Source organism: Petrotoga sp. DB-2 (assembly GCF_054051725.1).
The window spans coordinates 1-23,778 of sequence record NZ_JBSVZD010000031.1 but is presented as its reverse complement, the minus strand read 5'-3'; the positions used below and the strand labels follow the sequence as shown (position 1 = coordinate 23,778).

The following is a 23,778-nucleotide window of genomic DNA, read 5'->3' as shown; positions in this document are numbered from 1 at the left end:
CAGAAAGATTCATAAAACTACCAAATTTCATCACAGAAGGAACAACATATTGTAAACAGTTATCCTTTCTGAGCTGAGATTACTTAACAAAAAATCGCTGTAATACCTTTTTCATCATATCTTAAGTCTATTCTATCAACCATATTTGACAAGGAGCCACATATTGACTTGACGAAAGGGTCTAAATATAGTATAATTTATTTGATCGATGCAGGTGTAGCTTCAGTCGGTAGAGCGCCGCCTTGGTAAGGCGGAGGTCATGGGTTCGAGCCCCATCACCTGCTCCAGAAAATCAGTGCGGATATAGCTCAGCGGTAGAGCACTTGCTTGCCAAGCAAGGGGTCGTGGGTTCGAATCCCATTATCCGCTCCAAAACCCGGGTTAAGCCCGGGTTTCATTTTCTGAAAGGAGAAAATCAATATGAATTTTCAACTGACAGATGTTGAATCCGGACACGTATACTATGCAGATAAAGACACCAAATTCATTGACATAGCAAAAGAATTCGAAAAATCTACCGGGAAAAAGGTTTTATACGTAAAATTCAACAATGACATTAAGGAATTGTTCAGCAGAGTGCCTAAAAGTGGAAGTATACAATTTTGCGATATTACAACGCCAGATGGTGTGCGTATTTATAGGCGAGGACTTTTCTTTGTTTTGTACATTGCACTGAAAGAAATCAATCCAGAAGATAAGTTCTATGTAAATAACACTCTCAACGATGCCATGTATTGCGAATTTAAATCTGGTGAACCATCGGAAGACTATTTAATGTTACTCGAAAATAAGATGAGAGAGATCGTTGAAAAAAACATAGTATTTGAAAAAAAAACCATCGATAAATTCGATGCTATAAAAATGTTTAAGGAGATAGGAGAAGAAGATAAAGCCTTACTTTTCAAATACCGAAAGAAAAGTACCGTTAATATATATTATGCTGGTAAATATTTTAACTATTTTTATGGATATCTTCCTTATTCAACAGGGTACGTCAATAAATTCAAATTAAAAAAGGTAGAAAAGGGTTTCGTCATAATTCATCCAACAAATCGTTTCCCCAACGATGTTCCAGATTATAGTTATTCACCAAAGTTATTTTCAACTTTCGAAGAATACAAAAATTGGTTAGATATTATGGAAATAAAAACTGTTGGAGAATTAAACTCCATAATCTCTCAAGGTGCCGAAAAAGTAAGAGATATCATTAGGGTAGCAGAAGTTTTACACGAAAAAAAATATACACAGATAGCTGATGAAATAGTAAATAGAAAAAATATAAGATTGATAACGATAGCTGGACCTTCTTCTTCTGGGAAAACCACAAGTGCCAAAAGAATCGCATTACATCTTAAAGTGCATGGGTTAAGACCTGTTCCAATATCTTTGGATGACTTTTTCTTAGAAAGAGAGAAGACACCGCGGGATGAAAACGGTAATTACGACTTTGAAAGCATAAATGCGTTAGACTTAGAATTGTTTAATAACACAATGGTTGATCTGATAAAGGGAAAAGAAGTCACTCTCCCAAAATTTGACTTCAAAACTGGTAAAAGATTTTGGCGAGATGAAACTTTGAAAATAAAAGAAAATCAACCTATTATTATAGAAGGGATCCATGGTTTAAACGAACTGTTAACCGCTTCTATTTCAAAAGAACAAAAGTTCAAAATCTATGTTAGTTCTTTAACTCAAATGAATTTAGACAGTATGGATAGAATTCCTACAACGGATACTAGACTTATAAGAAGGTTAGTGAGGGATTATTACTTTAGAGGTTATTCCGCCGAAGATACGTTAAAAATTTGGCCTTCGGTTGTAAAAGGTGAACATAAGAACATATTTCCTTTCCAAGATGAAGCAGACATTATGTTCAATTCACACCTAGTTTATGAGCTGTCGGTTTTGAAGTTATTTGCCGAGCCTTTATTACTCCCTATTGATAACTCTCATCCTGAATATACAGAAGCTAAAAGGTTACTGAGATTTTTGGATTACTTTCTTCCCATCACAGAACTCGATGAAATACCCAAAACTTCAATAATAAGAGAATTTATTGGCAAAAGTGCTTTTAGATATTGATTTAGATATATACGTTATACCGACTTTATTAAGTTGACTTTATTTTTATAAAATATTTTCTTTCTTTGACTTTGGAAAGTAAAATTCTCCTTATGAACGCCGGACTTCAAAAACCTTCCACAGCAAATTCTGGTTTATATTATACTTTTTGGCTATCTCAAAAATCGTGTCCTCTGATTGTACAAATCAGAGGACTTTTTTGTTTTATAATTAGTCTGAAATGGTTGCAGTATAACTTTATTTGTTGTATAATTTAAAAGATTACTAAATGATTTCTTTTTTATGATATAAAAGATATATTTTTATGAAATTTAATTCACAAAAATAAAAACCATGAAAATTTTTTCTTTATTTTGTTTAGAAAAAAAGTATCCACATACATTATACTAGGAGGGAGAAGTATGAAAAAAGTTTTTATTGTTCTTATGGTTACTTTGATGGGGATTTTTGCGTTTACTCAAGTTAAGAATCCTGATTTGATCTTCGATGCTACTATTGGCGAGCCAGATACTTTGGACCCCCACCATCTTCAAGACAGTGCAAGTAGTGAAGTTATTATTAATGTTTATGACTTCTTAATAGCATACGATGGTGAGAGTTTATCCAAGTTTGTTCCTATGCTTTCAACAGTTGTTCCTTCTGTTGAAAATGGTTATTTGAGAGATGGTGGAACAACATATGTCTTTCCAATAAGAGAAGGAGTTAAGTTCCACAACGGTAACGATTTAACACCTGAAGATGTCGAATATAGTTTTGAAAGGGGACTGTTATACGATCCTCCTGGAGGGCCAATGTGGAGGTTGTTTGAGGCTATGTTTGGTGTTACCAGTATAAGAACATTGGTGGAAGAATACGTAGGTGCTTCATGGGATACTATATTTGATGATGATATGAATTCAACAACTCCTGAATATGAAGAAGCTTTGGTTAATTTTTACTACGATGTGATAGATCCTGCAGTAGAAGTTCACGGTAACGAAGTTCACTTCCATTTAGTAAGACCATGGGCTCCATTCTTAAACCTGATAGCAAGTAGCTGGGGTTATAATGGTGCAATATTAGACAAAGAATATTCCATAGAATTAAGCATATGGGATGGAAAAGCAGAAGGTTGGTGGAAATATCATGGTTGGAGAAAAGAACAATCTCCCTACGCAGACCATACGATGGGAACGGGTCCGTATAAATTGGTAGAATGGGACCACGCTCAACAAAGGGTAACACTCGAAAGGAACGATGATTACTGGAGAGGTCCAGCCCCAATAAGAAGAGTAGTTATTCAAGGTATAGACGAATGGTCAACAAGAAGAGCTATGCTTGAAGCGGGAGATGCTGATATAGTTGATGTTCCTGCTCAATATTTAGATGTTGTAAAACAAATGGAAGGGATAACAGTTTTGGAGGGATTACCTATAAATCAAATTGAGTATTTAGACTTCACCTGGCAAGTTAACCCTGAGTCACCATACATTGGTTCAGGTCAATTGGATGGGAACGGAATTCCACCAGACTTTTTTGCAGATCGGAATGTAAGATTAGGTTTTGCGCATGCCTTTGATTATGAAGGGATGATAAATGAAGTTTTGAACGGTTTGGGTCAAAGAGTTCCTACCGCTTTACCTCGCGGATTTTTAGGTTTTGATGAAACTCTTCCGTTATATGAATTTGACCTTCAAAAGGCTGAAGACTACTTCAAGCGTGCTTATAATGGTAGATTATGGCAAACTGGTTTCAAAATGTCTATTCTTTACAATATAGGAAACGATGTAAGGAGAGTAGCTGGAGAAATATTAAGGGATAATCTAGCAAAGATAAATCCTAGATTCCAAGTTGAAGTTAGAGGAGTTCAATGGCCAACTTACTTAGATGAAAGAGAGAATAGGATGCTTCCAGCTTATTCCTTAGGTTGGCTGGGAGGCGGTGTCCCAGATCCACATTACTTCATTTCCCCATTTTACCACAGTGAAGGTAATCTCGGAGGAATGAGGGGCGATAACTATGCGGAATTTGCAAGTTTACCAAGGCCAGAGTTTGGTGGAAAATCATTGAATAAAATGATAGAGGATGCCTCTCTTGAATCTGATCCTGTGAAAAGGGAGCAAATGTACATAGACATTCAAGAGTTTGTCTATGAGTACGCAATTATTTTACCCTTTCATCAACCTCAAGAGTTGAAAGTCTATCGGTCTTGGTTAAAAGGTTATATACACAATCCAAGTATGTCCGGTGATTATTATTATAACTACACTAAGGCGGAATAACAATCCTGCTAAAATACGGTTCAACATAATTGATCAGACTTTCACCGCTTAGCATTTGCCCATGCTGGGCGCACCACAAAAAAAGGAGACATGTAAACCACATGTCTCCTTTTCTTTAATGATTAACCCTTTACAGAACCTTGTGTTAACCCTCCTATTATCCATTTTTGGAGAGACAAAAATAGAATGATCATCGGGACTGCACCCAATAGCGAGGCTGCAGTGAACAATCCCCACTCTGTTTCGTAAGGTCCTGTCGAGAATGTTTGTAATCCAACGGCATAGGTATAATTCGCTTCGCTTTGTAATACTATCCTTGCCATGACAAACTCGTTGAATATGTTCATGAAGGTAAGTATCATAACAACTGCTATTATTGGTAAAGATAGAGGCAAAACGATCCTCCAAAAGGTTTGGAACCTTGTAGCACCATCTATCATTGCAGATTCTTCCAAAGAGTCTGGAATGGTGTCGTAGTAACCTTTGAACAACCACATGTTGTATGCGATTCCTCCCATGTATGCAAAGATCAATCCATCCAAGGAATCCAAACCAAATACTCCAAAGTAATCTCCCATAAATTTCAATATGCCGTAAATTGCAATCATAAACATTACTCCTGGGAACATCTGAATTATCATCAAGAAGAATAATCCCTGCTTTCTTCCTACAAATCTCATCCTTGAGAACGGATAGGCCGCAACCGATGTTATTAGAACCGTCAATACTGAGGTTATACCAGCTACGATTATGGAATTTAGAAGCCAGCGCATGAAAGGTTTTCTTACTTTTGCTGACCAATCTTCTTGCAACAAGTAAAGATCTTTATCAATACTCCTAAGTTTTGACTTTAACTCTGAGTAATCTGTGTAATTTGATAGATCGCTAACTATCCTTGAGGCACGAGCTATATCAGCAGAAGCTTTCCCGTATTGTGTATTATAAAGTGTTTCAATCTCAGAAAGTGGTTCAATAGTAGTCACGTTACCGCCTTGATTCAAAGTAAGATATTCACTGAGATTGGTATTGAATATATTAAGGTTTTCTTCCATTTGATTTTGGATAACCGTTAACTTTTCTCTTCCCTGATCGAATCTTTGTTTTGATTCCAACAGATTGTTATACCAATTCATTAATACGTATCTGTCACGATCGGGCGTAAAATACGGATAATAATTAGAACTCATAAAAGATGCATAGTTCACTGATTCAAAGTTGTTAGTTATTTCTTGATTGGCACTTTCCATATAAACTAACAAAAAAGGAAGGTTTTGTATCTTTTCTAAGTTACTTAAGATTTCTTCATTTTCTTGTTTGATCTGTGTAAGCGTGTTTTGGATTTCATTCTTTTGTTCTCTTAAAGTATTTAACTGAGCACTGTATTGAGCTAATTGCTGAGTATTTGAACTGTATTGTGAGGTTAATGGGAGCAATTCATCTATGTTTTCAGAAAGTTTTAAAGTTGAGCTTTTTGCCGCTTGATAGCTCGGTAAAATTGATGTTGAATCTTTTATGGCGTATATTTTTGTAAAGTTATCGTTTAAAAATTGATAGACTTCAGTAAAAAGCTCGAACGTTTCTACAAATCCATTTTCTATGAACATCTCTATAGAATTTAAATCCTCTAAAGCAAGAGGAAGAATCTGGGAAAATTTTTGAACGTTATCGTAAAAAGATTTATCTTCCCCAAATAACGGTGTCTTTCCTTCTACATTCGTAAGGTCTTGTCCACTTAATATGTTATAGGCAGCATATAATCGTTCTTTTTCGACTATGAATATATCAAAAAGTGCAGATAGGCTGTTGTATATTTCACTGTTTTGCCCTTCTAAAAGGGCCTGTTGTGAAGTAATTTGGGATATTTGTGAGTTTATATCGTTCAATTCTGCTTCTAATTGAGATACTTGTCTTATTGACTCACCGTATAATTCGTTAGCCTGTATTTGAATACTATTTTGGATATTTTCTATTTTTGTTTCAATTGAATCCCATTTGTCAGACAATGATAAAATGCTTTCTTCAAACCTTTCTGCTTCGGGCTCTTCCTTCACCCATCTCCTGTACGTCCTTACCTTCCAGGCAGAAGTTTTCAGTGGTATTTGTAGTATCGTATTTACTGTTTCTATATAGTATTCACTATCTTTATTCAAAGAACTATTTTCCAAGTTAGTTATTATTTCTTTTCTCTGAGTAAAATACTCACTTAGCAACATTTGCAATTGTGTAGTGTCAACGTCTATACCCATGCTTTGGGATAGACTTAATATTGTGGTTAACTCTTTTTGGAAGGTTTGATAATCTTCATTCCTTATTTTGTTGATATCGTTATAAAACTGATCTTTATACTGAGTTTCATAAATTGTGAATATCTCATCATACGAATTTTCCAAATCTTCGAAGTTGTTTTGGGTTTCGGCAAAATATTCTTCCAAACTGGTTAAAAACTTCGTTGCTTTGTTCTGTGCTTCTGATGTAGATAATCCGCTGTATTCTCCGATGTACGAACTTAGAGAATTGAGTTCGTTTATTAACTCCGGTACATTTGGAGTTTGAAGTATTAAATCTTTATAATTATTTACAGTCAATCTGTTCGAAAACAGTTTTGGTGAAAAGGCAGCGTTATCTCTTCTTATAGATGTAGAGATCAACCATACAAGAGGAAAGAGTATTACAACGATACAGATTATTAGTATTATATGCCTTAAAGTGTAATTTTTCTTTTCGATCATAGCCATTATCTACTCACCTCTTCAAAGGAACCCGAGAATCTAAAGTTAAAGTAGCTAAACACTGCTATTATTGCAAATATGATCATCGAAATAGCGGAAGCGAAACCAAAATCTTGACCTTGTGAACCTTCAAAAGCTAGTTTATACACATATGAGATCAAAATATCTGTTGAACCTGCAGGGGTGTTAGTTCCCGCCATTGCTGGTCCACCACCTGTAAGTAGATAGATTAATGTAAAATTGTTAAAATTGAAGGCAAAACTCATAACCAGTAATGGAGCAACAGCTACCATCAAAAGCGGTAACGTTATCTGCCTGAACTGTTTCCGTCTGGTCGCTCCATCTATAACAGCTGCTTCGTATAGTTCACCTGGAATACTTTGTAAAGCACCAAGACTTATAGTCATCATGTAAGGAAATCCCAGCCATGTATTCGTTATCAATATCGCTACTTTTGCCCAAAATGGATCGTTCAGCCATTTTACGGGTTCTATCCCTAAGTTTCCCAGTATGAACCTGTTGATAATCCCGTACGTTTCGTTAAAAAACCCATTTCTCCAAACCAAAACCGAAATAAAGGCAGGTATCGCCCAAGGGATTATCAGTAAAGTTCGGTACACTACCTTTCCTTTAAGGTTTGCATCGTTTAGCACTAAGGCGAATGCAAGTCCCACTACGAAAGTGAGAAGAACACTTAAACCTGCGTAGGCAAAAGTCCATCCAAAAATTTTAAAAAAAGGTCCAGAAATTCGTGGATCGGTTATTATTTTTGCAAAGTTTTCCCCACCTATATAGTCTTTGTATCCTATTAATCTGTACAATTCTCCATTCTCATTGTAATCCCAAAAGGCTGAGTCTCTTTCAACCAATTCTTTGTTAGTTAACGTGTTCACCACAACTGTTTTGTATATCTCTCTTTCTCCATCAACTATAACCTTCACCGATGTATCGTAAACTCTATAGGCTTCTGAGAACTTTTTGAATATTGTTGAACTAGAGAGTCGAAAGTTTTGATCTTGCAATACCAAATTTAAAGATTTTAAATAATTTTGTCTCAACACAGAGTTGTAAAATGCTGAATTTGTAGAGGTAAGTGGATCAACCGGAGAATAAAAATACGCGTATCTGATTCCTCCGTTTTTCTCAATGGCTATTATAGAATCACTACCAGTGGTTCCTAAACTCTCAGTAGGGCGTATTAATGTGTAAGTTGTATCGTTTATGTTTACTTCGTCGTTTTCGACTGGGAACAATTCAGATTCTGCGTATATTAGGTTACCTCTTGAATCGTACTCTAAAGTTACGGGTTTTTCGGATAAATACATATTTTTATCGTCATATAAAAGTAATAAGAAGTCTTCGGTTGGTTTGTATTGCTCATCGTATCTTACAAATACTTTGAAATCATAGGCTTTAGGATCTTCTGGTTCAAAGTAGTACGTGGGATCTGTGAGGAGAGTATCTATAGCGTTTGTTCTAGTGAATAAATGTCCCGTACCGTAATTAGTGAATGAGGTATCTATCGTATAATAAATTGGATATATAGTTAAAACGAAGAGAAAAAACAAAGCAGGTAACGTATATCTGTATGGGTAAGCTTTTTTAGAAAAAATCGCCCAATCGGTCAAAACAAGAAAAATACTTATAACTACGCCTAATCCATAGTTGGCAAGTATGAATAAAAGAAGTATCGCCCATACAAGAAGTGCATTCATCACCCCAATGAATATCCATATTAAAAACGTAGTGAACTTATTCATGAGTGCCCCTCCCATAAATTTTTACTTTAAAAAAAAGGAGAGGGGATAACCTCCCCTTTTTGTTGGTTAAAAAATTGATGTCTTTTAATCTTAAAAGATCAAATAATTTAAAATTACAAAGCTGCTTTTATCTTTGATACGGCATCGTTGAGTGCTTCTTCTGGTGTTTGTGTCCCGTTTATAATATTGTTAAGAGCATCATTCATAGGTTGCCATACAGATTGCATTGCAGGTATGTTAGGCATTGGTTCTCCACCTGCAGCACTTTCAGTGAAGGCAGCAACTATCTCAGCAGGAACTGGTCCACCTTGTTCCTCAATTATCTGAGAAACATCAACTCTTGACGGCAATCTTGGGTCAGCGATATAGAATTGATATATTCCTTCAGCTGTTGCTAGGTAATTAATAATGAATTCCATAGCGAACGCCTTGTTTTCTGACCTAGAATTGATCATCAAACCTTGTACACCAACAAACGGTTTCATCGTTTTACCTGGCTCAACCTCTATGCTTGTTAGTGGAACTACGCCAAAATCCACACCCGCATCTAAGTATGCTTTTACAGCCCATGGACCGTTTATTATCATAGCTGCCAAACCATCCATGAACATAGAATCCATAATATTGTAGTTCATACCTTGTGGCATTATACCTTCGTCGAAGAAGCTCTTCAAAAGATATCCAGCTTGTATTGCTCCTTCATTGTTCAATCCAATATTGGTTATATCGTAACCAGTTTGAGGATCGTAATCAAAAACATATGCACCGTATCCACTAAAGAAACCATAAACATGATAAAAATCGTTTGCAGTAACAGCGAATCCAACCGTTTCATCCGTGGTAAACTCTTTTGCTAATGCCTTTAGCTCGTCTATACTTGTTGGAACTTCTTCATCGCTTACATAATCACGGTTATAGAATAAACCAACGGCTTCCGTGGAGTAAGGCAATCCATACAACTTACCTTCATAGGTGAATGCCTGAATTGCGGCTGGAACGAATTTGTCAAGTTCGATAGCAGATTTTGGAATAGGTTCAATTAAACCATTTAATGCTAATTCACCAACCCAGTCGTGAGCTCCAACTATTATATCTGGACCTTCTCCTGCCTGTGCTGCAGTTAGAAATTTTGACTTGATATCACCGAAAGTAACCATTTGGACATCAACATTTATTCCAGTATCCCTGGTAAACTCCTGACCGATCCTTTTTATGAAATCGACCTGTTTTTCAGAAGACCACACGGTTAACGTTTGTGAAAATAGCGAAAGTACTCCTACCAACATTACCAAAGTTAAAATTAAGCCTTTCTTCATCTTGATACCCCCTTTTGAGTGTTTTTTTCCTTATGGAAACGTTTTTACTAAACTAATTATAACAAATAAAGGTACATTTTCAAATCATGAATATTGGTGATTAAAACCGATTAGAGGGAATTATCAAGAATTATTTCCGATTAGAAGCAAAAATCTCAGTTTTTCAACATTTTTCTCAAAAATTTAAATAGGATAAATGACCGTATCTTCATTCTGAAAGCTTTCCGCTAGGTTTAGGTCGATGTTAAGAGAACGAACATATTTATTTTTCAAGAATTTTTTACCAACTTCTTTGAATAAAACGTAGGTTAATAAGTCTTCTTCACTTTGAGCTAATATACCTATCTCCTTTTTTGCTTTTTCTAGCTCAGGTTCTAAATCGTCTGCTGGTCTATGGTCGATGGGTTTCTCATTGCCCAAAGCTAATTTGTATAATTCTTCGTCTACTGGGGCAGGAGATTTTCCATATAAACCCTTCAAATAATTTTTTACCTCGTTGGTTATCATCGAATATCTTTTACCTGTTAATACGTTTAAAACAGCTTGGACTCCAACGATCTGACTAGTGGGAGTTACCAAAGGAGGATACCCTAAATCTTTTCGAACTCTAGGCACTTCTTGTAGAACATCGTTTAATTTATCTTCAGCCTTTTGGGACTTCAATTGAGAAATTAAATTAGAAAGCATACCTCCAGGGATTTGAGCATTTAATATTCTGGCATCTATTGATTCCATCTTGACATCATACTCACTGTATTTTGATCTTACATTCCAAAAATGTTCAACTAATTTCATTATTATTTTTGTATTTAGATCTAAGTCATATGTGTAGACAAAAGGTTCGAGCGCTGGTTCTGAGGTCCCATTAGCAAAAGGACTCAACGCTAAATCTATAATGTCTGCCCCAGCTTCTACTCCGGCAAAATAAGCCATAGAGGCAAGACCTGTGGTTGCATGAGAATGAATATCAACAAGGATGTTGAATTTCTTCTTGATTTCTTTTACCAAATCATATGCATCCTTTGGTTTTAACAATCCTGCCATATCTTTTATAACAATTGAATCGACGCCTCTTTCAACTAATTCTTTTGTATAATTTAAATAATACTGTAGATTATGAACAGGACTAATGGTATAAGATATAGCGCCTTGAACGTGAATATTTCTTTTTTTTGCAACCTCTATGGATTTTTCCAAGTTACGAATATCGTTTAGAGCATCAAAAACCCTTATGATATCCATGTTGTAATCGGCTACTTTGTTTACAAATAATTCTACCACGTCGTCCGCGTAATTTCTGTATCCAACTAAATTTTGCCCTCTTAGAAGCATTTGGATTTTGGTATTTTTTAATTTTTCTCTTATGATTTGTAGCCTTTTCCATGGATCTTCGTTGAGGTATCTTATGCATGAATCGTAAGTAGCCCCACCCCATACCTCCATGGAATAAAATCCAACCTGATCGAAGTCTATCAATTGATCTTTAAAATCTTCCATTTTCAATCTCGTTGCGATTAAAGATTGTTGACCATCTCTTAATGTTGTATCGACTATATATGGTTTTTTATTCATAGAATTAGGTGCATAAACTCCATTCTGTCTAACTTAAAAAAAACTGCACCTTTCCCTCCTTTCTAATACTATTTCAATAACTCTTTTAGTTTTTCTATGGTTATACTAAGAATATTTTTCTTTATTTGGTTTATGGTTTCCATATTTGCTTTTCTGATTTTTTTCTTCCAATCTTTTATCGAAATCTTTTCCGAACCTTAGGTTTAGAATCTCAATTATCAATTCTTTTCTCTATTCAAGGTTTCCTCCAAATATATAGATATTATAGCACAAAAGTTTCTACTCAACCGAATCTACCGTCGTCTTTCGATTCTTGCAGTTTGTGGACATTTTTCTCAAGCCACCCTATTTTAACTCCCTCATTAGTGGTGAATTCTGGTACATAGGGTTTTATATCCAAAACAGGAGTACCATCGATTATTTCTACATTTTGAATCTCCAGTATATTCTTTTCTACTTTTATTAAGCGAACAACCGATAAACCAATAGGATTAGGCCTACTTGGACTTCTGGTTGCAAAAACACCATGTAAATTGTCATCCATATACGGTTTGACTTTTAAGCCAGAAAATTTGGATAAATGAAAATGGTATAGAAGAATAATGTGAGAAAAACCATCAAGGTCTTGTAAACCTTCTTCGTATTCAGGGTAGATTTCTACTGTAGCTTGGGTTCCTATGGCAGCGTTTGGTTGTATAGGTGTACCTTTTGTTTCTTTGAATGGGGAATGAACTATCCCAATTGGATTGTATCTAATTTCCATCATACTTTTTGCTCCTTTCAAAATAATTTTATCACATCTAAAGAAATTAATAAAAATTTAACAAAGTTATGATATTGTGCTTGTGTTATTTTTTTTGCATTCTTGAAAAAATTAAACAGACACTTTTTGGAAGAGAACCATATATTTTGCCGTAACAGCTAATGTCAAGAGGCAAAAAAATATCACTCCTTATTGAAACAATCACAACAAAGGAGTGATATTTTTTAAGAACAGAATTATATTTCAAATTCTTGAGATTAGTATAGAATTACCCTTCTACAACTACTTCAATATTTCTTTTAGTTCTTCTATAGTTATTTCTAACAAGTTGTCTCCTATGTAATCTATCGTTTTTTCATCTGCTTTTCTTATCTTGTTTTTTAACTCTTCAGTTAATTGGTTGCCGAATCTCTTGCTTAATATTCTAATTGCAAATTCTCTTTCTCCTTCAAGTTTTCCTTCTACTTTAGCTTTTTCTCTGTCTCTTTTTGCTATCTTTTCTAATGTGTCAAACATTTTTGGCACCTCCATTTCTTTTAGCTCTTCGTACCTTTCTTCTATCTCTTCGTAATCTGTCCTCTTTCCGAACAGTTCTATGAATGCGTTTCTGTGTTTATTAAATTTCTCTTTTTCTTCTTCCGGCAATTTTAATATTATCTCCTCATTTATAATCTTTAGCAACTCTTCTGCGTTTTTTATCCTTACGTTTGGTTTGTCCGTTAATAAGATTACCCCTAATGCGTTCTTCATGTGTATTATCGTTTCTTCTTTTATACTGCTTAAATTTATTAGTTCATAATTTGCTTTTATTAAGTATTCTTCCATGTTTTTTATCTTTGTTATCTTCTCTTTTACGTCCATTGGTGATGTCCATTTCGCTTTTCCATCGTAAAAGACTATCCCTATTATGACTGGTAGTTTGAATCCTTTTTGTTCTGATTCTTTTTTGTGACTATTCACATATTGTTCCCATATTCTTACCTTATATGCCAACATCCTGAATGCCATCAGTTGGTCAACTTTACTTTGATGTTCTAACAATAAGTATATGTATACATCTTGACCGTTTTCTTTTTCTATCTTGTATAGTATGTCTGATCTTTTTATGGAGAAGTCTTTGCCTATTAGTTCAGTTTGTTCACGTTTTAAATCTGTTTCTTTTATTTGTTTTGTTATCTCTTTTGGTAGAAAGGCTTTTAGGAAGTCATAGAATACGGTTCTGTCTTCAAATAATTCTTTGAATATGGAGTCTTTTATTGGATTAGACATAAGCTTCTCCTTTTTGGCTTATTTTTTGTTGCTTTTAGCGCCCTTCCCCCGCTCCCCACCCGTAAGAGGAGTAAATTGTTTTCTTTACTAATTTAATTATACCATATGTTTTTAGGAATCTATAAAAACGCATTAGATCATAATTCGATGTTTTTGAAATTAAACCATAGTTTAAGGGATTTGATAAAAATAATAGAGTCGAAGAATTTTGGTTTGAACATAGACGATGGGGTATTGAAAAATAGTGCAATTTTTTAGTAATTCTTTATATATTTTAAACGCCTTTAACCTTTTAAAATCGAAATCTTATTTTTGAAAATCTTTTAAAAAAAGCTGTTTTTCAACAGCTTTTATTCTTTGGTTATTTTAGCTTTTTCTAATTGTTCCAAAGTATTCTTTTTCTTTTGGTTGGAAATTTTGTGTAACCGAAATGTCTATATTTGGTGTCAGTTTTTTTGTATAAAATAATAGTTATTGAATTCTTTTAAATCGTAATATAATGGTTTTCTTCCAGGATTAATTGGGTTTATATTGTTTTCTTTGATAATTCTTTGGATATTTCTTATTGATTGTCCTGTCATTGTTGCTAAATCTTTTTGCGTGAAATATAATTTTTGCTCTTTTTCTTCAATGTCGTCAAATTCTTCATCATAATACAACAAGTCTTCTTTCATTTCTTTTAATATCTGTATAAATTCTTCAATTTCTTCTTTATTTTCATATGTTTTTGGATTTACTAAAAAATTATATAAAACTTCTTTATTTTTTGGCTTTAAATCTGGGAAAATGTTTAATAATTCATGTATTTCGAGCATTGCTTTCCCTCCTTATATCCCTTTTTCATTAATTTTTTTAACATTTGCACTTATGCTTGCAGTATATTTTACCACACAATAGATGCGAAGCGGTTTTTTAGTTCATTATCATAACTTTAACGAAAGAACAGAGAACAACATTTTAAGCTTTTTAAAAAAGAGGATCAAAGAAACAACCTCACGGCAAATGAGGAATGAAAACAAAAGTTTTAACTTTTTTGGATGGAACTTCTTTTTTTCAAAAGACACACATAATGGTATAATTTATTATCAACATGACCGAAAATGAGGTGACATTATGAAAATTCTAAGTTATAGAATTTTACTCAAGAAAGAAGCTGAAGGAGGTTATACTGTTATAGTCCCTGTTCTTCCAGGCTGTGTCACATACGGAGATACAATAGAAGAAGCAATAAAAATGGCAAAAGAGGCTATTCAATTATACATAGAAAGCTTACAAGAACACGGAGAAGAGATACCTACTGAAGAAGAAACTATGGAGTATACAATAACAGTGGAAATTTAAATTTGCAAAAAAACTGGAGGAATAATCTTGAAATTTTCCAAACTATATGCTCTTACTTTAAAAGAAACTCCATCTAATTCTCAGTCCGAGGGCAAAGAGGTGCAAATAAAATTATTAAAATAGATATCACTTTTCATAAAAGAGGAGTGATATCTATTACTATCACAATTCACTTAAAAATACTCAAAAATCTACCAACTACCATTACTTCAATAATTCTTTTAGTTCTTCTAATGTAATACTTAGAATATTTTTCTTTATTTGGTTTATAGTTTCTTCGTTTGCTTTTCTGATCTTGTTTTCTAAACTTTTATCAAAATCTTCTCCAAACCTTTGGTTTAGAATTTCTATGATTAATTCTTTTTCTCCTTCAAGTTTTCCTTTTCTTTCTCCTTCTAATTTACCTTCGTTCTTCAACTTTTCAGCTATTGTCATTACTATTTCACCCCTTCCAGGCATTATTTCTTTTTGTACCTTTATTATCTCTTCTATCGTTACATCTTCCCTTACGTTTAGTAAGTAGATCATACATAGTTCAAACCATTCTTGTACCTGTTCTTCTGGTAGTTGTTTTATGTATTCAAATACCCTTGATAATCCTTCTTTAAATTCTTCTTTGGTCATTGCCGTTCCTGCTCTCATTGCTTCTATTGCAACTTTTGTCGCTGTTAATCCTATTATCCTTTTTTTCCTTTTGATCGAGAAATCACATATTTCATATCGGTATGTAGGTAAGTATGTTTTTAGTTCATTTGGTAAATCTTCTATCCCTTGCACCATATTTGATAAATTCGTTTCTACGTTCCAGATTTCTCTTCCATGGTATATTACCATCGGCATTATTATCGGTACCTTTTTTGTTTTGGGATCGTATTTTTCTTCCCATATGCTCGTAATGTATCTCAACAGTTGAAAGATTACTTTACCTTCAATGTAGCTTTTGTGTTCCATCAGAATGTATATATAGCCATCTTGTCCTTTTATCTTTGTTTTATACAACATATCCGAGAGGCTTTCTCTTAGGTTTTCATCAACATGACTGTTGTTTTCAGGAGTTAAATAATCTAGGTCTACTATTTCCACAGCTTCTTGAGGTAGATAATTTTGTAAGAAGTCTCGAGCTATCTTTTTGTCACTGAAAATTCGTTTGAAGAATAGATCATGAGGATTGTGCACTAATTCATTCATATTTTGCCTCTCTTTTTTGTTAGATTTGGTTTATTCAACTTAATTATACCATATCTTTTTGAAGGTGTGTTATTTCTTCTCACGTAACTTTTGTATAATAAGTTTTATAGCGCCCTTCCCTCGCTCCCCACCCGTGAGGGTAAGTATCTTTATTAGCATCCTTTCGCTCCGTTGCCCGCCCGTCCGCCACCCACAAGCAGGAGATGGTGAGGCATACAGATTTAGAAAGCATTCTGCTTATCTCTTGAGATAAAGAAGGTTTTTCCACTTGCTCTTTTTTCAATTTTCTTCTAAATCATTATTGAGTTGATTTCGTTCTGAATGACATCACGTCCATATATAAATTTATATTTATCAATAATATTAAGAGCGTCCTTCAGGTATTTCAGAGCATTCTCCAAATCTCCTTTTTCTTGGTAAATCAAACCAATATTGTTCAAAGTAATTGCTTCTCCCTCTCTGTGGTCTAGCTCTCTAAAAATTTTTAGAGCTTTCTGATGGTATTTCATAGCCTCCTCCAAATCACCTATCTCTGAATAAATCGAACCAATATTGTCCAAAATCATTGCGTCTTCTGTACAATAGTCTGTATTTTGGTCTAATTCTAGAACTTCTCGAAGGTGTTTCTTGGCTTTTTCCAAATCATCTTTTGTATGGTCAGTCATAAAGATCCTCCTTGCAAAATATGTATTACTTACTGTCATTAGAAACTCTAAAACTTGTTTTATCGCCCTTCCTCCGCTCCCCGCCCATCTAAGGAAGGGGGATTTGAGCCTAACCATCTTACTCATCCAAAAAATCAGATAGAGTTTCGTCTACTATATTTATTTCAATATTTCTTTTAGTTCTTCTATGGTTATCTCTAACAAGTTATCTCCTATATAATCTATTGTCTTTTTGTCTGCTTCTCTTATACTATCTTTTAACTCTTCGGTTAATTTTCTACCGAATCGTTTGTTTAATATTTTAATTGTCAATTTTTTTTCTCCCTTTTCAAAGCCTTCTTCAAATAATGAAGTTCCGATCTTTGTCATTCGTATCACCTCTTTCAGTTCGTTTATGTACTCATCTCTTACATAATTGTCTGAGAGGTACCCTCTAATTCGAATACAAAATCCATGTTTTGGTTTGATACGTTGATTACTGGTATATCTATTGGTTTTACTGAAATTATCTTTGGAAAGTTGAGTTCATGATATTCGGCGGTTTCGTCTTCGTGAATATTCCCCGTTCTGTTGATGTCTTTCATTATTTCCCCCCTCGATAGTTTATTGAACTTTTTAAATTGTATTATATGTTTTTGAAAATCGCTTTAGATCTTAAATAAAAATACATTCATTCCAAATTATACCTCTTATTTCTCGCGCTAAAACAATTAGACAACTTGTGTCAGATATGTAATTAGGCATTTTTTACATCATTTCTTAATTCTTCAGCGTTGTAATTAAATATAGAGACATTGAAACGACCCGATATTTCAATAAAAGCCCTCTTGGAAAGTTCTGCTAGTTGGGCAGCTTCTCCTAAGGACAACTTGCCTTCTTCATATAATTTTGTAGCGATTAGTAATTTGATTTCTTTTTCATTTAAATCAATAAAATCTGGTAGATTTATAGATATGGATTTCATAAAAAGCTCCTCATATAATATTTCGCTCCCCACCCATAAGGATATACTTATATACAGATATTATAACTCAAAAAACTCTCCTTAACTAAATCTACCGTCGTCTTTCGATTGTTGCAGTTTGTGAACATTTTTCTCAAGCCATCCTTGGCAGCGTTAGGCTGAATAGGTACCAATAATGCTGTTACATATAAAGAAATTAATAAAAATTTAACAAAGTTATGATATTTTATTTATGTTACTTTTTTTGCATTTTTGAGAAAATTAAGCAGACACTTTTTGGAAGAGAACCACATAAATTATTCTATTAAATTTAATGCCATCGAACTTAATAACTTATCACCTGGTTTAAAAGAAGTTGCACTTCGAAATGAGTTATTGGCAGATGTATTTTTCAAAGCTGGACTAATAGAGGCTTGGGGCAGAGGAACAATGAAAATTACTGATGAATGTAAAAAAGCAGGATTACCAGAACCAGAATTTAAAGAGGAGTTTGGCGGTTTTGCAGTTTATTTCTATAAAGACATTTATACAGAAGAACATTTAAGAAAAATGGGGTTAAATGAAAGGCAAATAAAAGCGGTAAAGTATGTAAAAGAGAAGGGAAGGATTACGAATAGGGAATATCAGGAAATTACCAATGTATCTAGGCAAATGGCAACTATTGATCTTGCAGAAATAGTGAAGAAGCGGGTATTTACAGGGATTGGAAAAGCAGGCAAGGGAGTTGCCTACCAATTGACTAATAAATGACTAATATTTGACTAATGGAAAATGAAAAAAACATATCAGGAATCAAACAGTTGTTTTTAGAACTACACCCAAAAATGATTTGAAAGATTCAATGGATTTAGTAAACAAGAAAATTTTTAAATTTGAGGGGAAGGGTAGGAATAGCCACTATGTTATCAAATAATTTGGCAATTAGTTGGCGAATATTTGGTGATATTGGCAATTACTTGGCAAAAAGAAAAGTAGAGTACCAACGCCGACAAAAAGATGCCATTTAAATCAAAAGGAAAAGTAAAGGCAAAAATGAATAAACTCTATTTTAAAAAAAATTTATAGACGAAAATAGATTCAAAAAAATTCTTGAATTTGACAGTTACGAAAACGTAAGAATTCTAAAACTGGCATGAATAAATGTTTTGTCATAACAGCTAATGTCAGGAGGCAAAAACATATCACTCCTCATTGAAACCATCACAACAAAGGAGTGATATTCTTTAAGATCAGAATTATATCTCAAATTCTTGAGATTGGTATAGAATTACCCTTCTACAACTACTTTACTAAATCTTTTAGTTCTTCTATGGTTATTTCTAAAAGATTATCCCCTATGTAATCTATCGTTTTTTCATCTGTTTTTCTTATCTTAGTTTTTAACTCTTTAGTTAATCTTCTACCGAATCGTTTGCTTAGCAATCTAATTTCACATTCTTTTCTTTCTTCCAGTTTTGCTTTTTCAATGCCTTCTTCTTCGCCTTCGATTCTTCCTTTTTTAAAACCTTCTATTTTACCTTCTAATCTAGCCTTTTCTTTGCCCATTTTAATCATTTTTTCTAATGTGTCAAATACATTTGTGATCTTAATATTTTCTAGTTCTTCTATTGTTATTTCTAATAAGTTGTCTTCTATGTTGCTTATCGTTTTTTCACCCGCTTTTCTTATCTCATCTTTTAACTCTTCGGTCAACCGGTTACTGAATCTTTTACTTAATATTCTAATTACAAATTCCTTTCTTTCTCGAAGTTTTCCTATTTGAATACCTATCTTTTCGCCTTCAATTCTTCCTATGATTCTTCCCTCTTTCTCACCTTCCAATCTAGCTTCTTCTCTTTCCCTTTTTGATATTTCTTCTAATGTGTCCATTCTTGGCACCCCCATTTCTTTTAAATCAAGTATAATGAGCTTTATAGCGCCCTTCCCCCGCTCCCCGCCCATTAGGAAAAGGGTCTTTATAGCGTCCTTTGCCTTGCTCCCCACTCCCCCCACCCAAAAGGAAGTGGGATCTTTACCCTTTCGCCCCGCTGCCTGCCCTTTTATGGAAGGGACTTGCGGGGTCTCCCTAACCCAACAGGTGGGAAGGCTTTACCCGTGCCCATAAAGTTTAAAAAAACCAAGAGAAATTTTGATATAATATGATTAGGCAGAGGAGGTTAAGCCATGGCCATAAAAAGAATACGAGTGAAAAATTTCAAGAGTTTCAAAGATCTAGAAGTAGAATTAGGAAAGTTTAATGTTTTAATTGGTGCTAATGCTGCTGGAAAATCTAATTTTATACAGATCTTTGAGTTCTTAAGGGATATAGTAAAGCATGGGTTGGATAATGCAATTTCTATGCAAGGGGGCAGTGAGTATCTTAGGAATATAAATATTGGTCCGTCCGAGGATTTTTCATTAGAAGTTGTTTCTGATCGAAAGTTTAGGAGAGTGATCAGAACGGAAGAAAAAGGACCATTAGGGATGACAACATACCAAACGATTTATAAGTTCACTATTAAGTTTAATGAGACAGGGTCGGGATTTAAAATTGTTGAGGACAGCTTAACACAGAAAGGTAAATTCGTTAGATTGGAGAGGCAAAAGGAAAAGCTAAAGGGAAAAGAAGAACTTGGGGAAGGTGATATCCTTTTTTCCAACGTTGAGGGGAAACTTAAGGTCGATACTAAGTTACCCAATGGGTTGACGATAACAAAGGATGATATATTCCCACGAATCTTAAGAGAAGAAAAAATGCCACCCAAAACCCTTCTGATCGAACTTCCTTTATTCCCATTCATATTTCCTCCATCAGAGGCAATTTTCAGTAGTATTTCAATATATGATTTTGACCCTAAGCTACCTAAAAAGGCAGTGCCGATTACTGGAAAGATGGAATTGGAAGAAAACGGAGAGAATTTAGCCATCGTTCTCAAAAACATTTTAGAAGACAACGAAAAGGAAAGGAAACTCTCTAACTTAGTGAGGGACCTTTTGCCTTTTGTAAATAAACTGGATATAGAGAAATTTGCTGACAGATCTTTACTTATTAAATTGGAGGAAGTATATGCTCAAAAGCAATACTTACCTGCTCCTTTGATTTCTGACGGTACAATTAATATTACAGCCCTGATTATTGCTTTATATTTTGAAAAAAAATTACTAACTATAATTGAAGAACCTGAGAGAAATATTCACCCATCCCTTATTTCCGGCGTTGTGCAGATGTTGAAAGAGGCATCACAGAAGAAGCAAATTATTGTTACTACCCACAATCCGGAGATGGTGAGGCATACAGATTTAAAAAGCATTCTGCTTATCTCTCGAGATAAAGAAGGTTTTTCTACCATTTCCAGACCTGTTGAGAAAGAAGAGGTAAAAACATTCTTAAAAAATGAGATAGGAATTGAAGAACTCTATGTACAAAATCTCCTGGAGGCATAAACATGGATTATAAAATGTTGTTTATTCTCGTCGAAGGAGACGATGATAAAAGATTCTTTGAGAAAATAATAACTCCTCTCTTTGAGGGAAAATACGATCTAGTTAAGGTATGGAAATATGCACAACAGAAAAAGGAGAAGGTTAGTAAATTTCTTGAAAGCATTAAAGCAATGAGTGCGGATTATATCTACGTATCAGATATTGACCAAGAACCATGTGTAACAGCGAGAAAGCAATATATACAAAATAAATTTAAGGAAGTTGACAAAGATAGGATAATAGTTGTAATAAGAGAGATAGAAAGTTGGTACCTTGCCGTATTAGATGATAAGTCTTCTAAAAAGCTCGGCATTCGTTATTCAAATACTACAGACAATGTTACTAAAGAAGAATTTAATAATTTAATCCCAAGAAAGTTCGATTCCAGGATAGATTTCATGCAAGAAATTCTAAAGTGCTTTAACATAGAAACAGGAAAGCATAGAAATACATCCTTCAGGTATTTTCTTGACAAGCATAATTGCGAAGTTTAAGGCGCAGCTGCAGCGGCGGTGAAATTTGATACCAAGCCCTTATCATCCCTTTCCTAATGGGCGAGCGGTGGTTTAAAGGTGCAACAATTCCTTTTTCCTTATGGGTGGGGAGCGGGGGAAGGGCGCTAATAAAATTATTAAAGAGATATCATTCCTCCTAAAACAAAAAAGAGGAGTAATATCTCTTTTAAATACTCAAAAATCTACCAACTACCATTACTTCAATAACTCTTTTAGTTCTTCTATAGTTATTTCTAACAAGTTGTCTCCTATGTAATCTATCGTTTTTTCATCTGCTTTTCTTATCTTGTTTTTTAACTCTTCAGTTAATTGGTTGCCGAATCTCTTGCTTAATATTCTAATTGCAAATTCTCTTTCTCCTTCAAGTTTTCCTTCTACTTTAGCTTTTTCTCTGTCTCTTTTTGCTATCTCTTCTAATGTGTTAAACATTTTTGGCACCTCCATTTCTTTTAGCTCTTCGTACCTTTCTTTTATCTCTTCGTAATCTGTCCTCTTTCCGAACAGTTCTATGAATGCGTTTCTGTGTTTATTAAATTTCTCTTGTTCTTCTTCTGGCAATTTCGATATTATATCTTTATTTATAATCTTTAGCAACTCTTCTGCGTTTTTTATCCTTACGTTTGGTTTGTCCGTTAATAAGATTACCCCTAGTGCCTTCTTCATGTTTATTATCGTTTCTTCTTTTATACTGCTTAAATTTATTAGTTCATAATTTGCTTTTATTAAGTAATCTTCCATGTTTTTTATCTCTGTTATCTTGTCTTTTACATCCATTGGTGATGTCCATTTCGCTTTTCCATCGTAAAAGACTATCCCTATTATGACTGGTAGTTTGAATCCTTTTTGTTCTGATTCTTTTTTGTGGCTTTTTACATATTGTTCCCATATCCTTACCTTATATGCCAACATCCTGAATGCCATCAGTTGGTCAACTTTACTTTGATGCTCCAACAATAAGTATATGTATTCCATCTTTCCCATTTATCTTTGTTTTGTACAACTTTTTTATATGCTTCATTAATTTATCTTTAAAGGAATTAATTGATAGACCTTCTTCAAAAGATGTCTTCAAAATTTGTGTAGAAACTTTTGGTGAGTTTGTTTACTTCGTGGACTAGGTTAATTTACCTGAAGGATTAACATTAATGGTGTAATAAAAAATGGGAAGAATTCTTTTTATTGTTAAAATGTGAGAAAATTTTTGCTTTTAATAAACCCCAATATAATTGAATAGTTTTACTCAATTTTTCTTTTTTTAATAGTGTTACTGGGTATAACTTGCCTTTTTCTATAAATTCTTGATATTCGCTTAAAACCTGAATGGTTTCATTAAGAGATTGTTCTATGGAGTTTCCATATAACATTAGATCCATGGAGTATAGGTAAGTATAGTAGAGTTTTTCTTTTGTATCGTAGTATAGAATTAAGCCGGAATCTTTGCCTAATTTGTAGGCCCCCATCACCTTAAGCATTACAAACTACCTCCTTCTTTTGAAAAAGCAAATAGAAACTTTGAAGACTCTAGAACTTAAGAGATAGCGCCCTTTCACTCACCCTTTTAAGGAAGTGGGAAAGGGCTTCGCTCTGTAACACATCCAAAAATATCAGCTAGTGTTTTGCTTACTACCATTATTTCAATATTTCTTTTAGTTCTTCTATGGTTATTTCTAACAAATTGTCTCCTATGTAATCTATCGTTTTTTCATCTGCTTTTCTTATCTTATCTTTTATCTCTTCTGTTAATTGGTTGCCAAATCTTTTACTTAGTAATCTAATTTCAAATTCTTTTCTTTCTTCAAGTTTGCCTTCTAATCTAGCTTTTTCTCTGTCTCTTTTTGCTATCTTTTCTAATGTGTCAAACATTTTTGGCACCTCCATTTCTTTTAGCTCT

General features: G+C 33.9%; 23 protein-coding genes, 2 tRNA genes and 1 pseudogene. 9 read left to right on the top strand and 17 right to left on the bottom strand.

Features of this window, described 5'->3' with window-relative positions:
* Positions 1-210 precede the first annotated feature (210 nt).
* The 4 genes from ACW9JY_RS08935 (at position 211) to ACW9JY_RS08920 (ending at position 4,343) form a co-directional block, all read left to right on the top strand.
* Positions 211-287: transfer RNA gene (locus ACW9JY_RS08935), tRNA-Thr, on the top strand.
* Between the two features lie 10 nt (positions 288-297).
* Positions 298-372 (top strand) — tRNA-Gly (locus ACW9JY_RS08930).
* Between the two features lie 48 nt (positions 373-420).
* Complete coding sequence (locus ACW9JY_RS08925) at positions 421-2,082, top strand: nucleoside kinase (RefSeq protein ID WP_457284092.1); 1,662 nt, start codon at positions 421-423, stop codon at positions 2,080-2,082.
* 401 nt (positions 2,083-2,483) lie between these two features.
* Positions 2,484-4,343 carry an ABC transporter substrate-binding protein gene (locus tag ACW9JY_RS08920; RefSeq protein WP_457284091.1) on the top strand — a complete coding sequence of 620 codons (1,860 nt, stop codon included), beginning with the start codon at positions 2,484-2,486 and terminating at the stop codon, positions 4,341-4,343.
* Positions 4,344-4,465: 122 nt separating this feature from the next.
* Here the strand turns inward: ACW9JY_RS08920 and ACW9JY_RS08915 are convergent, their stop codons facing one another.
* The 6 genes from ACW9JY_RS08915 to ACW9JY_RS08890 form a co-directional block, all read right to left on the bottom strand.
* On the bottom strand, positions 4,466-7,078 hold the full coding sequence (locus tag ACW9JY_RS08915) for an ABC transporter permease subunit (RefSeq protein ID WP_457284090.1): 2,613 nt from the start codon (positions 7,076-7,078) through the stop codon (positions 4,466-4,468).
* Positions 7,078-8,832: an ABC transporter permease subunit gene (locus ACW9JY_RS08910; protein WP_457284089.1), complete on the bottom strand. Its 1,755-nt coding sequence runs from the start codon at positions 8,830-8,832 to the stop codon at positions 7,078-7,080. Before ACW9JY_RS08910 ends, ACW9JY_RS08915 begins: the two co-directional genes overlap by 1 nt.
* A gap of 113 nt (positions 8,833-8,945) precedes the next feature.
* Positions 8,946-10,148 carry a sugar ABC transporter substrate-binding protein gene (locus ACW9JY_RS08905; protein WP_457284088.1) on the bottom strand — a complete coding sequence of 401 codons (1,203 nt, stop codon included), beginning with the start codon at positions 10,146-10,148 and terminating at the stop codon, positions 8,946-8,948.
* 183 nt (positions 10,149-10,331) lie between these two features.
* Entirely contained in the window at positions 10,332-11,720 is a 1,389-nt protein-coding gene (locus ACW9JY_RS08900) for a pyruvate carboxylase subunit B (protein ID WP_457284087.1), read from the bottom strand.
* A 283-nt stretch (positions 11,721-12,003) separates the two neighbouring features.
* A complete protein-coding gene (gene tsaA / locus ACW9JY_RS08895) occupies positions 12,004-12,486 on the bottom strand; it encodes a tRNA (N6-threonylcarbamoyladenosine(37)-N6)-methyltransferase TrmO (RefSeq protein WP_457284086.1) in 483 nt (160 codons plus the stop codon).
* 279 nt (positions 12,487-12,765) lie between these two features.
* On the bottom strand, positions 12,766-13,752 hold the full coding sequence (locus tag ACW9JY_RS08890) for an Rpn family recombination-promoting nuclease/putative transposase (RefSeq protein WP_457284085.1): 987 nt from the start codon (positions 13,750-13,752) through the stop codon (positions 12,766-12,768).
* Positions 13,753-13,857: 105 nt separating this feature from the next.
* Here ACW9JY_RS08890 and ACW9JY_RS08885 point away from each other — a divergent pair, with 105 nt between their 5' ends.
* Positions 13,858-14,010 carry a hypothetical protein gene (locus tag ACW9JY_RS08885; protein ID WP_457284084.1) on the top strand — a complete coding sequence of 51 codons (153 nt, stop codon included), beginning with the start codon at positions 13,858-13,860 and terminating at the stop codon, positions 14,008-14,010.
* 188 nt (positions 14,011-14,198) lie between these two features.
* Here ACW9JY_RS08885 and ACW9JY_RS08880 read toward each other — a convergent pair whose 3' ends face one another.
* Complete coding sequence (locus tag ACW9JY_RS08880; RefSeq protein WP_457284083.1) at positions 14,199-14,567, bottom strand: hypothetical protein; 369 nt, start codon at positions 14,565-14,567, stop codon at positions 14,199-14,201.
* A 298-nt stretch (positions 14,568-14,865) separates the two neighbouring features.
* Here ACW9JY_RS08880 and ACW9JY_RS08875 point away from each other — a divergent pair, with 298 nt between their 5' ends.
* Positions 14,866-15,093: a type II toxin-antitoxin system HicB family antitoxin gene (locus ACW9JY_RS08875; RefSeq protein WP_457284082.1), complete on the top strand. Its 228-nt coding sequence runs from the start codon at positions 14,866-14,868 to the stop codon at positions 15,091-15,093.
* A 204-nt stretch (positions 15,094-15,297) separates the two neighbouring features.
* On the opposite strand, the gene ACW9JY_RS08870 is transcribed toward ACW9JY_RS08875, so the two are convergent.
* The 5 genes from ACW9JY_RS08870 to ACW9JY_RS08850 all read right to left on the bottom strand — a co-directional run bounded on the left by ACW9JY_RS08870 (position 15,298) and on the right by ACW9JY_RS08850 (position 17,910).
* Positions 15,298-16,281, bottom strand: coding sequence for an Rpn family recombination-promoting nuclease/putative transposase (locus ACW9JY_RS08870; protein WP_457284081.1), 984 nt, complete (start codon positions 16,279-16,281; stop codon positions 15,298-15,300).
* Positions 16,282-16,571: 290 nt separating this feature from the next.
* The gene (locus ACW9JY_RS08865; protein ID WP_457284080.1) at positions 16,572-16,946 is read right to left on the bottom strand and encodes a tetratricopeptide repeat protein; all 375 of its coding nucleotides are present in this window, start codon (positions 16,944-16,946) and stop codon (positions 16,572-16,574) included.
* Between the two features lie 159 nt (positions 16,947-17,105).
* Positions 17,106-17,315 (bottom strand): DUF4351 domain-containing protein, encoded by a 210-nt coding sequence (locus ACW9JY_RS08860; protein ID WP_457284079.1) that lies wholly within the window; start codon positions 17,313-17,315, stop codon positions 17,106-17,108.
* A 38-nt stretch (positions 17,316-17,353) separates the two neighbouring features.
* Positions 17,354-17,530 carry a hypothetical protein gene (locus ACW9JY_RS08855; protein ID WP_457284078.1) on the bottom strand — a complete coding sequence of 59 codons (177 nt, stop codon included), beginning with the start codon at positions 17,528-17,530 and terminating at the stop codon, positions 17,354-17,356.
* 152 nt (positions 17,531-17,682) lie between these two features.
* The gene (locus tag ACW9JY_RS08850; RefSeq protein ID WP_457284077.1) at positions 17,683-17,910 is read right to left on the bottom strand and encodes a UPF0175 family protein; all 228 of its coding nucleotides are present in this window, start codon (positions 17,908-17,910) and stop codon (positions 17,683-17,685) included.
* Positions 17,911-18,186: 276 nt separating this feature from the next.
* Here ACW9JY_RS08850 and ACW9JY_RS08845 point away from each other — a divergent pair, with 276 nt between their 5' ends.
* On the top strand, positions 18,187-18,660 hold the full coding sequence (locus ACW9JY_RS08845; protein ID WP_457284076.1) for an ATP-binding protein: 474 nt from the start codon (positions 18,187-18,189) through the stop codon (positions 18,658-18,660).
* A 531-nt stretch (positions 18,661-19,191) separates the two neighbouring features.
* Here ACW9JY_RS08845 and ACW9JY_RS08840 read toward each other — a convergent pair.
* On the bottom strand, positions 19,192-19,779 hold the full coding sequence (locus tag ACW9JY_RS08840) for a hypothetical protein (RefSeq protein ID WP_457284075.1): 588 nt from the start codon (positions 19,777-19,779) through the stop codon (positions 19,192-19,194).
* A 294-nt stretch (positions 19,780-20,073) separates the two neighbouring features.
* Between ACW9JY_RS08840 and ACW9JY_RS08835 the strand changes: the two genes are divergently transcribed.
* Positions 20,074-21,333: an AAA family ATPase gene (locus ACW9JY_RS08835; RefSeq protein ID WP_457284074.1), complete on the top strand. Its 1,260-nt coding sequence runs from the start codon at positions 20,074-20,076 to the stop codon at positions 21,331-21,333.
* 2 nt (positions 21,334-21,335) lie between these two features.
* Positions 21,336-21,866 (top strand): hypothetical protein, encoded by a 531-nt coding sequence (locus ACW9JY_RS08830; RefSeq protein WP_457284073.1) that lies wholly within the window; start codon positions 21,336-21,338, stop codon positions 21,864-21,866.
* A 216-nt stretch (positions 21,867-22,082) separates the two neighbouring features.
* On the opposite strand, the gene ACW9JY_RS08825 is transcribed toward ACW9JY_RS08830, so the two are convergent.
* The 4 genes and pseudogenes from ACW9JY_RS08825 to ACW9JY_RS08810 all read right to left on the bottom strand — a co-directional run.
* Entirely contained in the window at positions 22,083-22,859 is a 777-nt protein-coding gene (locus ACW9JY_RS08825) for an Rpn family recombination-promoting nuclease/putative transposase (protein ID WP_457284072.1), read from the bottom strand.
* A complete protein-coding gene (locus ACW9JY_RS08820) occupies positions 22,822-22,959 on the bottom strand; it encodes a hypothetical protein (protein WP_457284071.1) in 138 nt (45 codons plus the stop codon). Before ACW9JY_RS08820 ends, ACW9JY_RS08825 begins: the two co-directional genes overlap by 38 nt.
* Positions 22,960-23,029: 70 nt before the next feature.
* The gene (locus ACW9JY_RS08815) at positions 23,030-23,359 is read right to left on the bottom strand and encodes a hypothetical protein (RefSeq protein WP_457284070.1); all 330 of its coding nucleotides are present in this window, start codon (positions 23,357-23,359) and stop codon (positions 23,030-23,032) included.
* 157 nt (positions 23,360-23,516) lie between these two features.
* Positions 23,517-23,778, bottom strand: a pseudogene (locus ACW9JY_RS08810) (Rpn family recombination-promoting nuclease/putative transposase); the annotation flags it as partial.

Coding starts and splice junctions, on each gene's coding strand:
- ACW9JY_RS08925 (WP_457284092.1), top strand. CDS start 421: ATGAATTTTCAACTGACAGATGTTGAATCCGGACACGTATACTATGCA.
- ACW9JY_RS08920 (WP_457284091.1), top strand. CDS start 2,484: ATGAAAAAAGTTTTTATTGTTCTTATGGTTACTTTGATGGGGATTTTT.
- ACW9JY_RS08915 (WP_457284090.1), bottom strand. CDS start 7,078: ATGGCTATGATCGAAAAGAAAAATTACACTTTAAGGCATATAATACTA.
- ACW9JY_RS08910 (WP_457284089.1), bottom strand. CDS start 8,832: ATGAATAAGTTCACTACGTTTTTAATATGGATATTCATTGGGGTGATG.
- ACW9JY_RS08905 (WP_457284088.1), bottom strand. CDS start 10,148: ATGAAGAAAGGCTTAATTTTAACTTTGGTAATGTTGGTAGGAGTACTT.
- ACW9JY_RS08900 (WP_457284087.1), bottom strand. CDS start 11,720: ATGAATAAAAAACCATATATAGTCGATACAACATTAAGAGATGGTCAA.
- tsaA (WP_457284086.1), bottom strand. CDS start 12,486: ATGATGGAAATTAGATACAATCCAATTGGGATAGTTCATTCCCCATTC.
- ACW9JY_RS08890 (WP_457284085.1), bottom strand. CDS start 13,752: ATGTCTAATCCAATAAAAGACTCCATATTCAAAGAATTATTTGAAGAC.
- ACW9JY_RS08885 (WP_457284084.1), top strand. CDS start 13,858: ATGTTTTTAGGAATCTATAAAAACGCATTAGATCATAATTCGATGTTT.
- ACW9JY_RS08880 (WP_457284083.1), bottom strand. CDS start 14,567: ATGCTCGAAATACATGAATTATTAAACATTTTCCCAGATTTAAAGCCA.
- ACW9JY_RS08875 (WP_457284082.1), top strand. CDS start 14,866: ATGAAAATTCTAAGTTATAGAATTTTACTCAAGAAAGAAGCTGAAGGA.
- ACW9JY_RS08870 (WP_457284081.1), bottom strand. CDS start 16,281: ATGAATGAATTAGTGCACAATCCTCATGATCTATTCTTCAAACGAATT.
- ACW9JY_RS08865 (WP_457284080.1), bottom strand. CDS start 16,946: ATGACTGACCATACAAAAGATGATTTGGAAAAAGCCAAGAAACACCTT.
- ACW9JY_RS08860 (WP_457284079.1), bottom strand. CDS start 17,315: ATGACAAAGATCGGAACTTCATTATTTGAAGAAGGCTTTGAAAAGGGA.
- ACW9JY_RS08855 (WP_457284078.1), bottom strand. CDS start 17,530: ATGAAAGACATCAACAGAACGGGGAATATTCACGAAGACGAAACCGCC.
- ACW9JY_RS08850 (WP_457284077.1), bottom strand. CDS start 17,910: ATGAAATCCATATCTATAAATCTACCAGATTTTATTGATTTAAATGAA.
- ACW9JY_RS08840 (WP_457284075.1), bottom strand. CDS start 19,779: ATGGACACATTAGAAGAAATATCAAAAAGGGAAAGAGAAGAAGCTAGA.
- ACW9JY_RS08835 (WP_457284074.1), top strand. CDS start 20,074: ATGGCCATAAAAAGAATACGAGTGAAAAATTTCAAGAGTTTCAAAGAT.
- ACW9JY_RS08830 (WP_457284073.1), top strand. CDS start 21,336: ATGGATTATAAAATGTTGTTTATTCTCGTCGAAGGAGACGATGATAAA.
- ACW9JY_RS08825 (WP_457284072.1), bottom strand. CDS start 22,859: ATGGAATACATATACTTATTGTTGGAGCATCAAAGTAAAGTTGACCAA.
- ACW9JY_RS08815 (WP_457284070.1), bottom strand. CDS start 23,359: ATGCTTAAGGTGATGGGGGCCTACAAATTAGGCAAAGATTCCGGCTTA.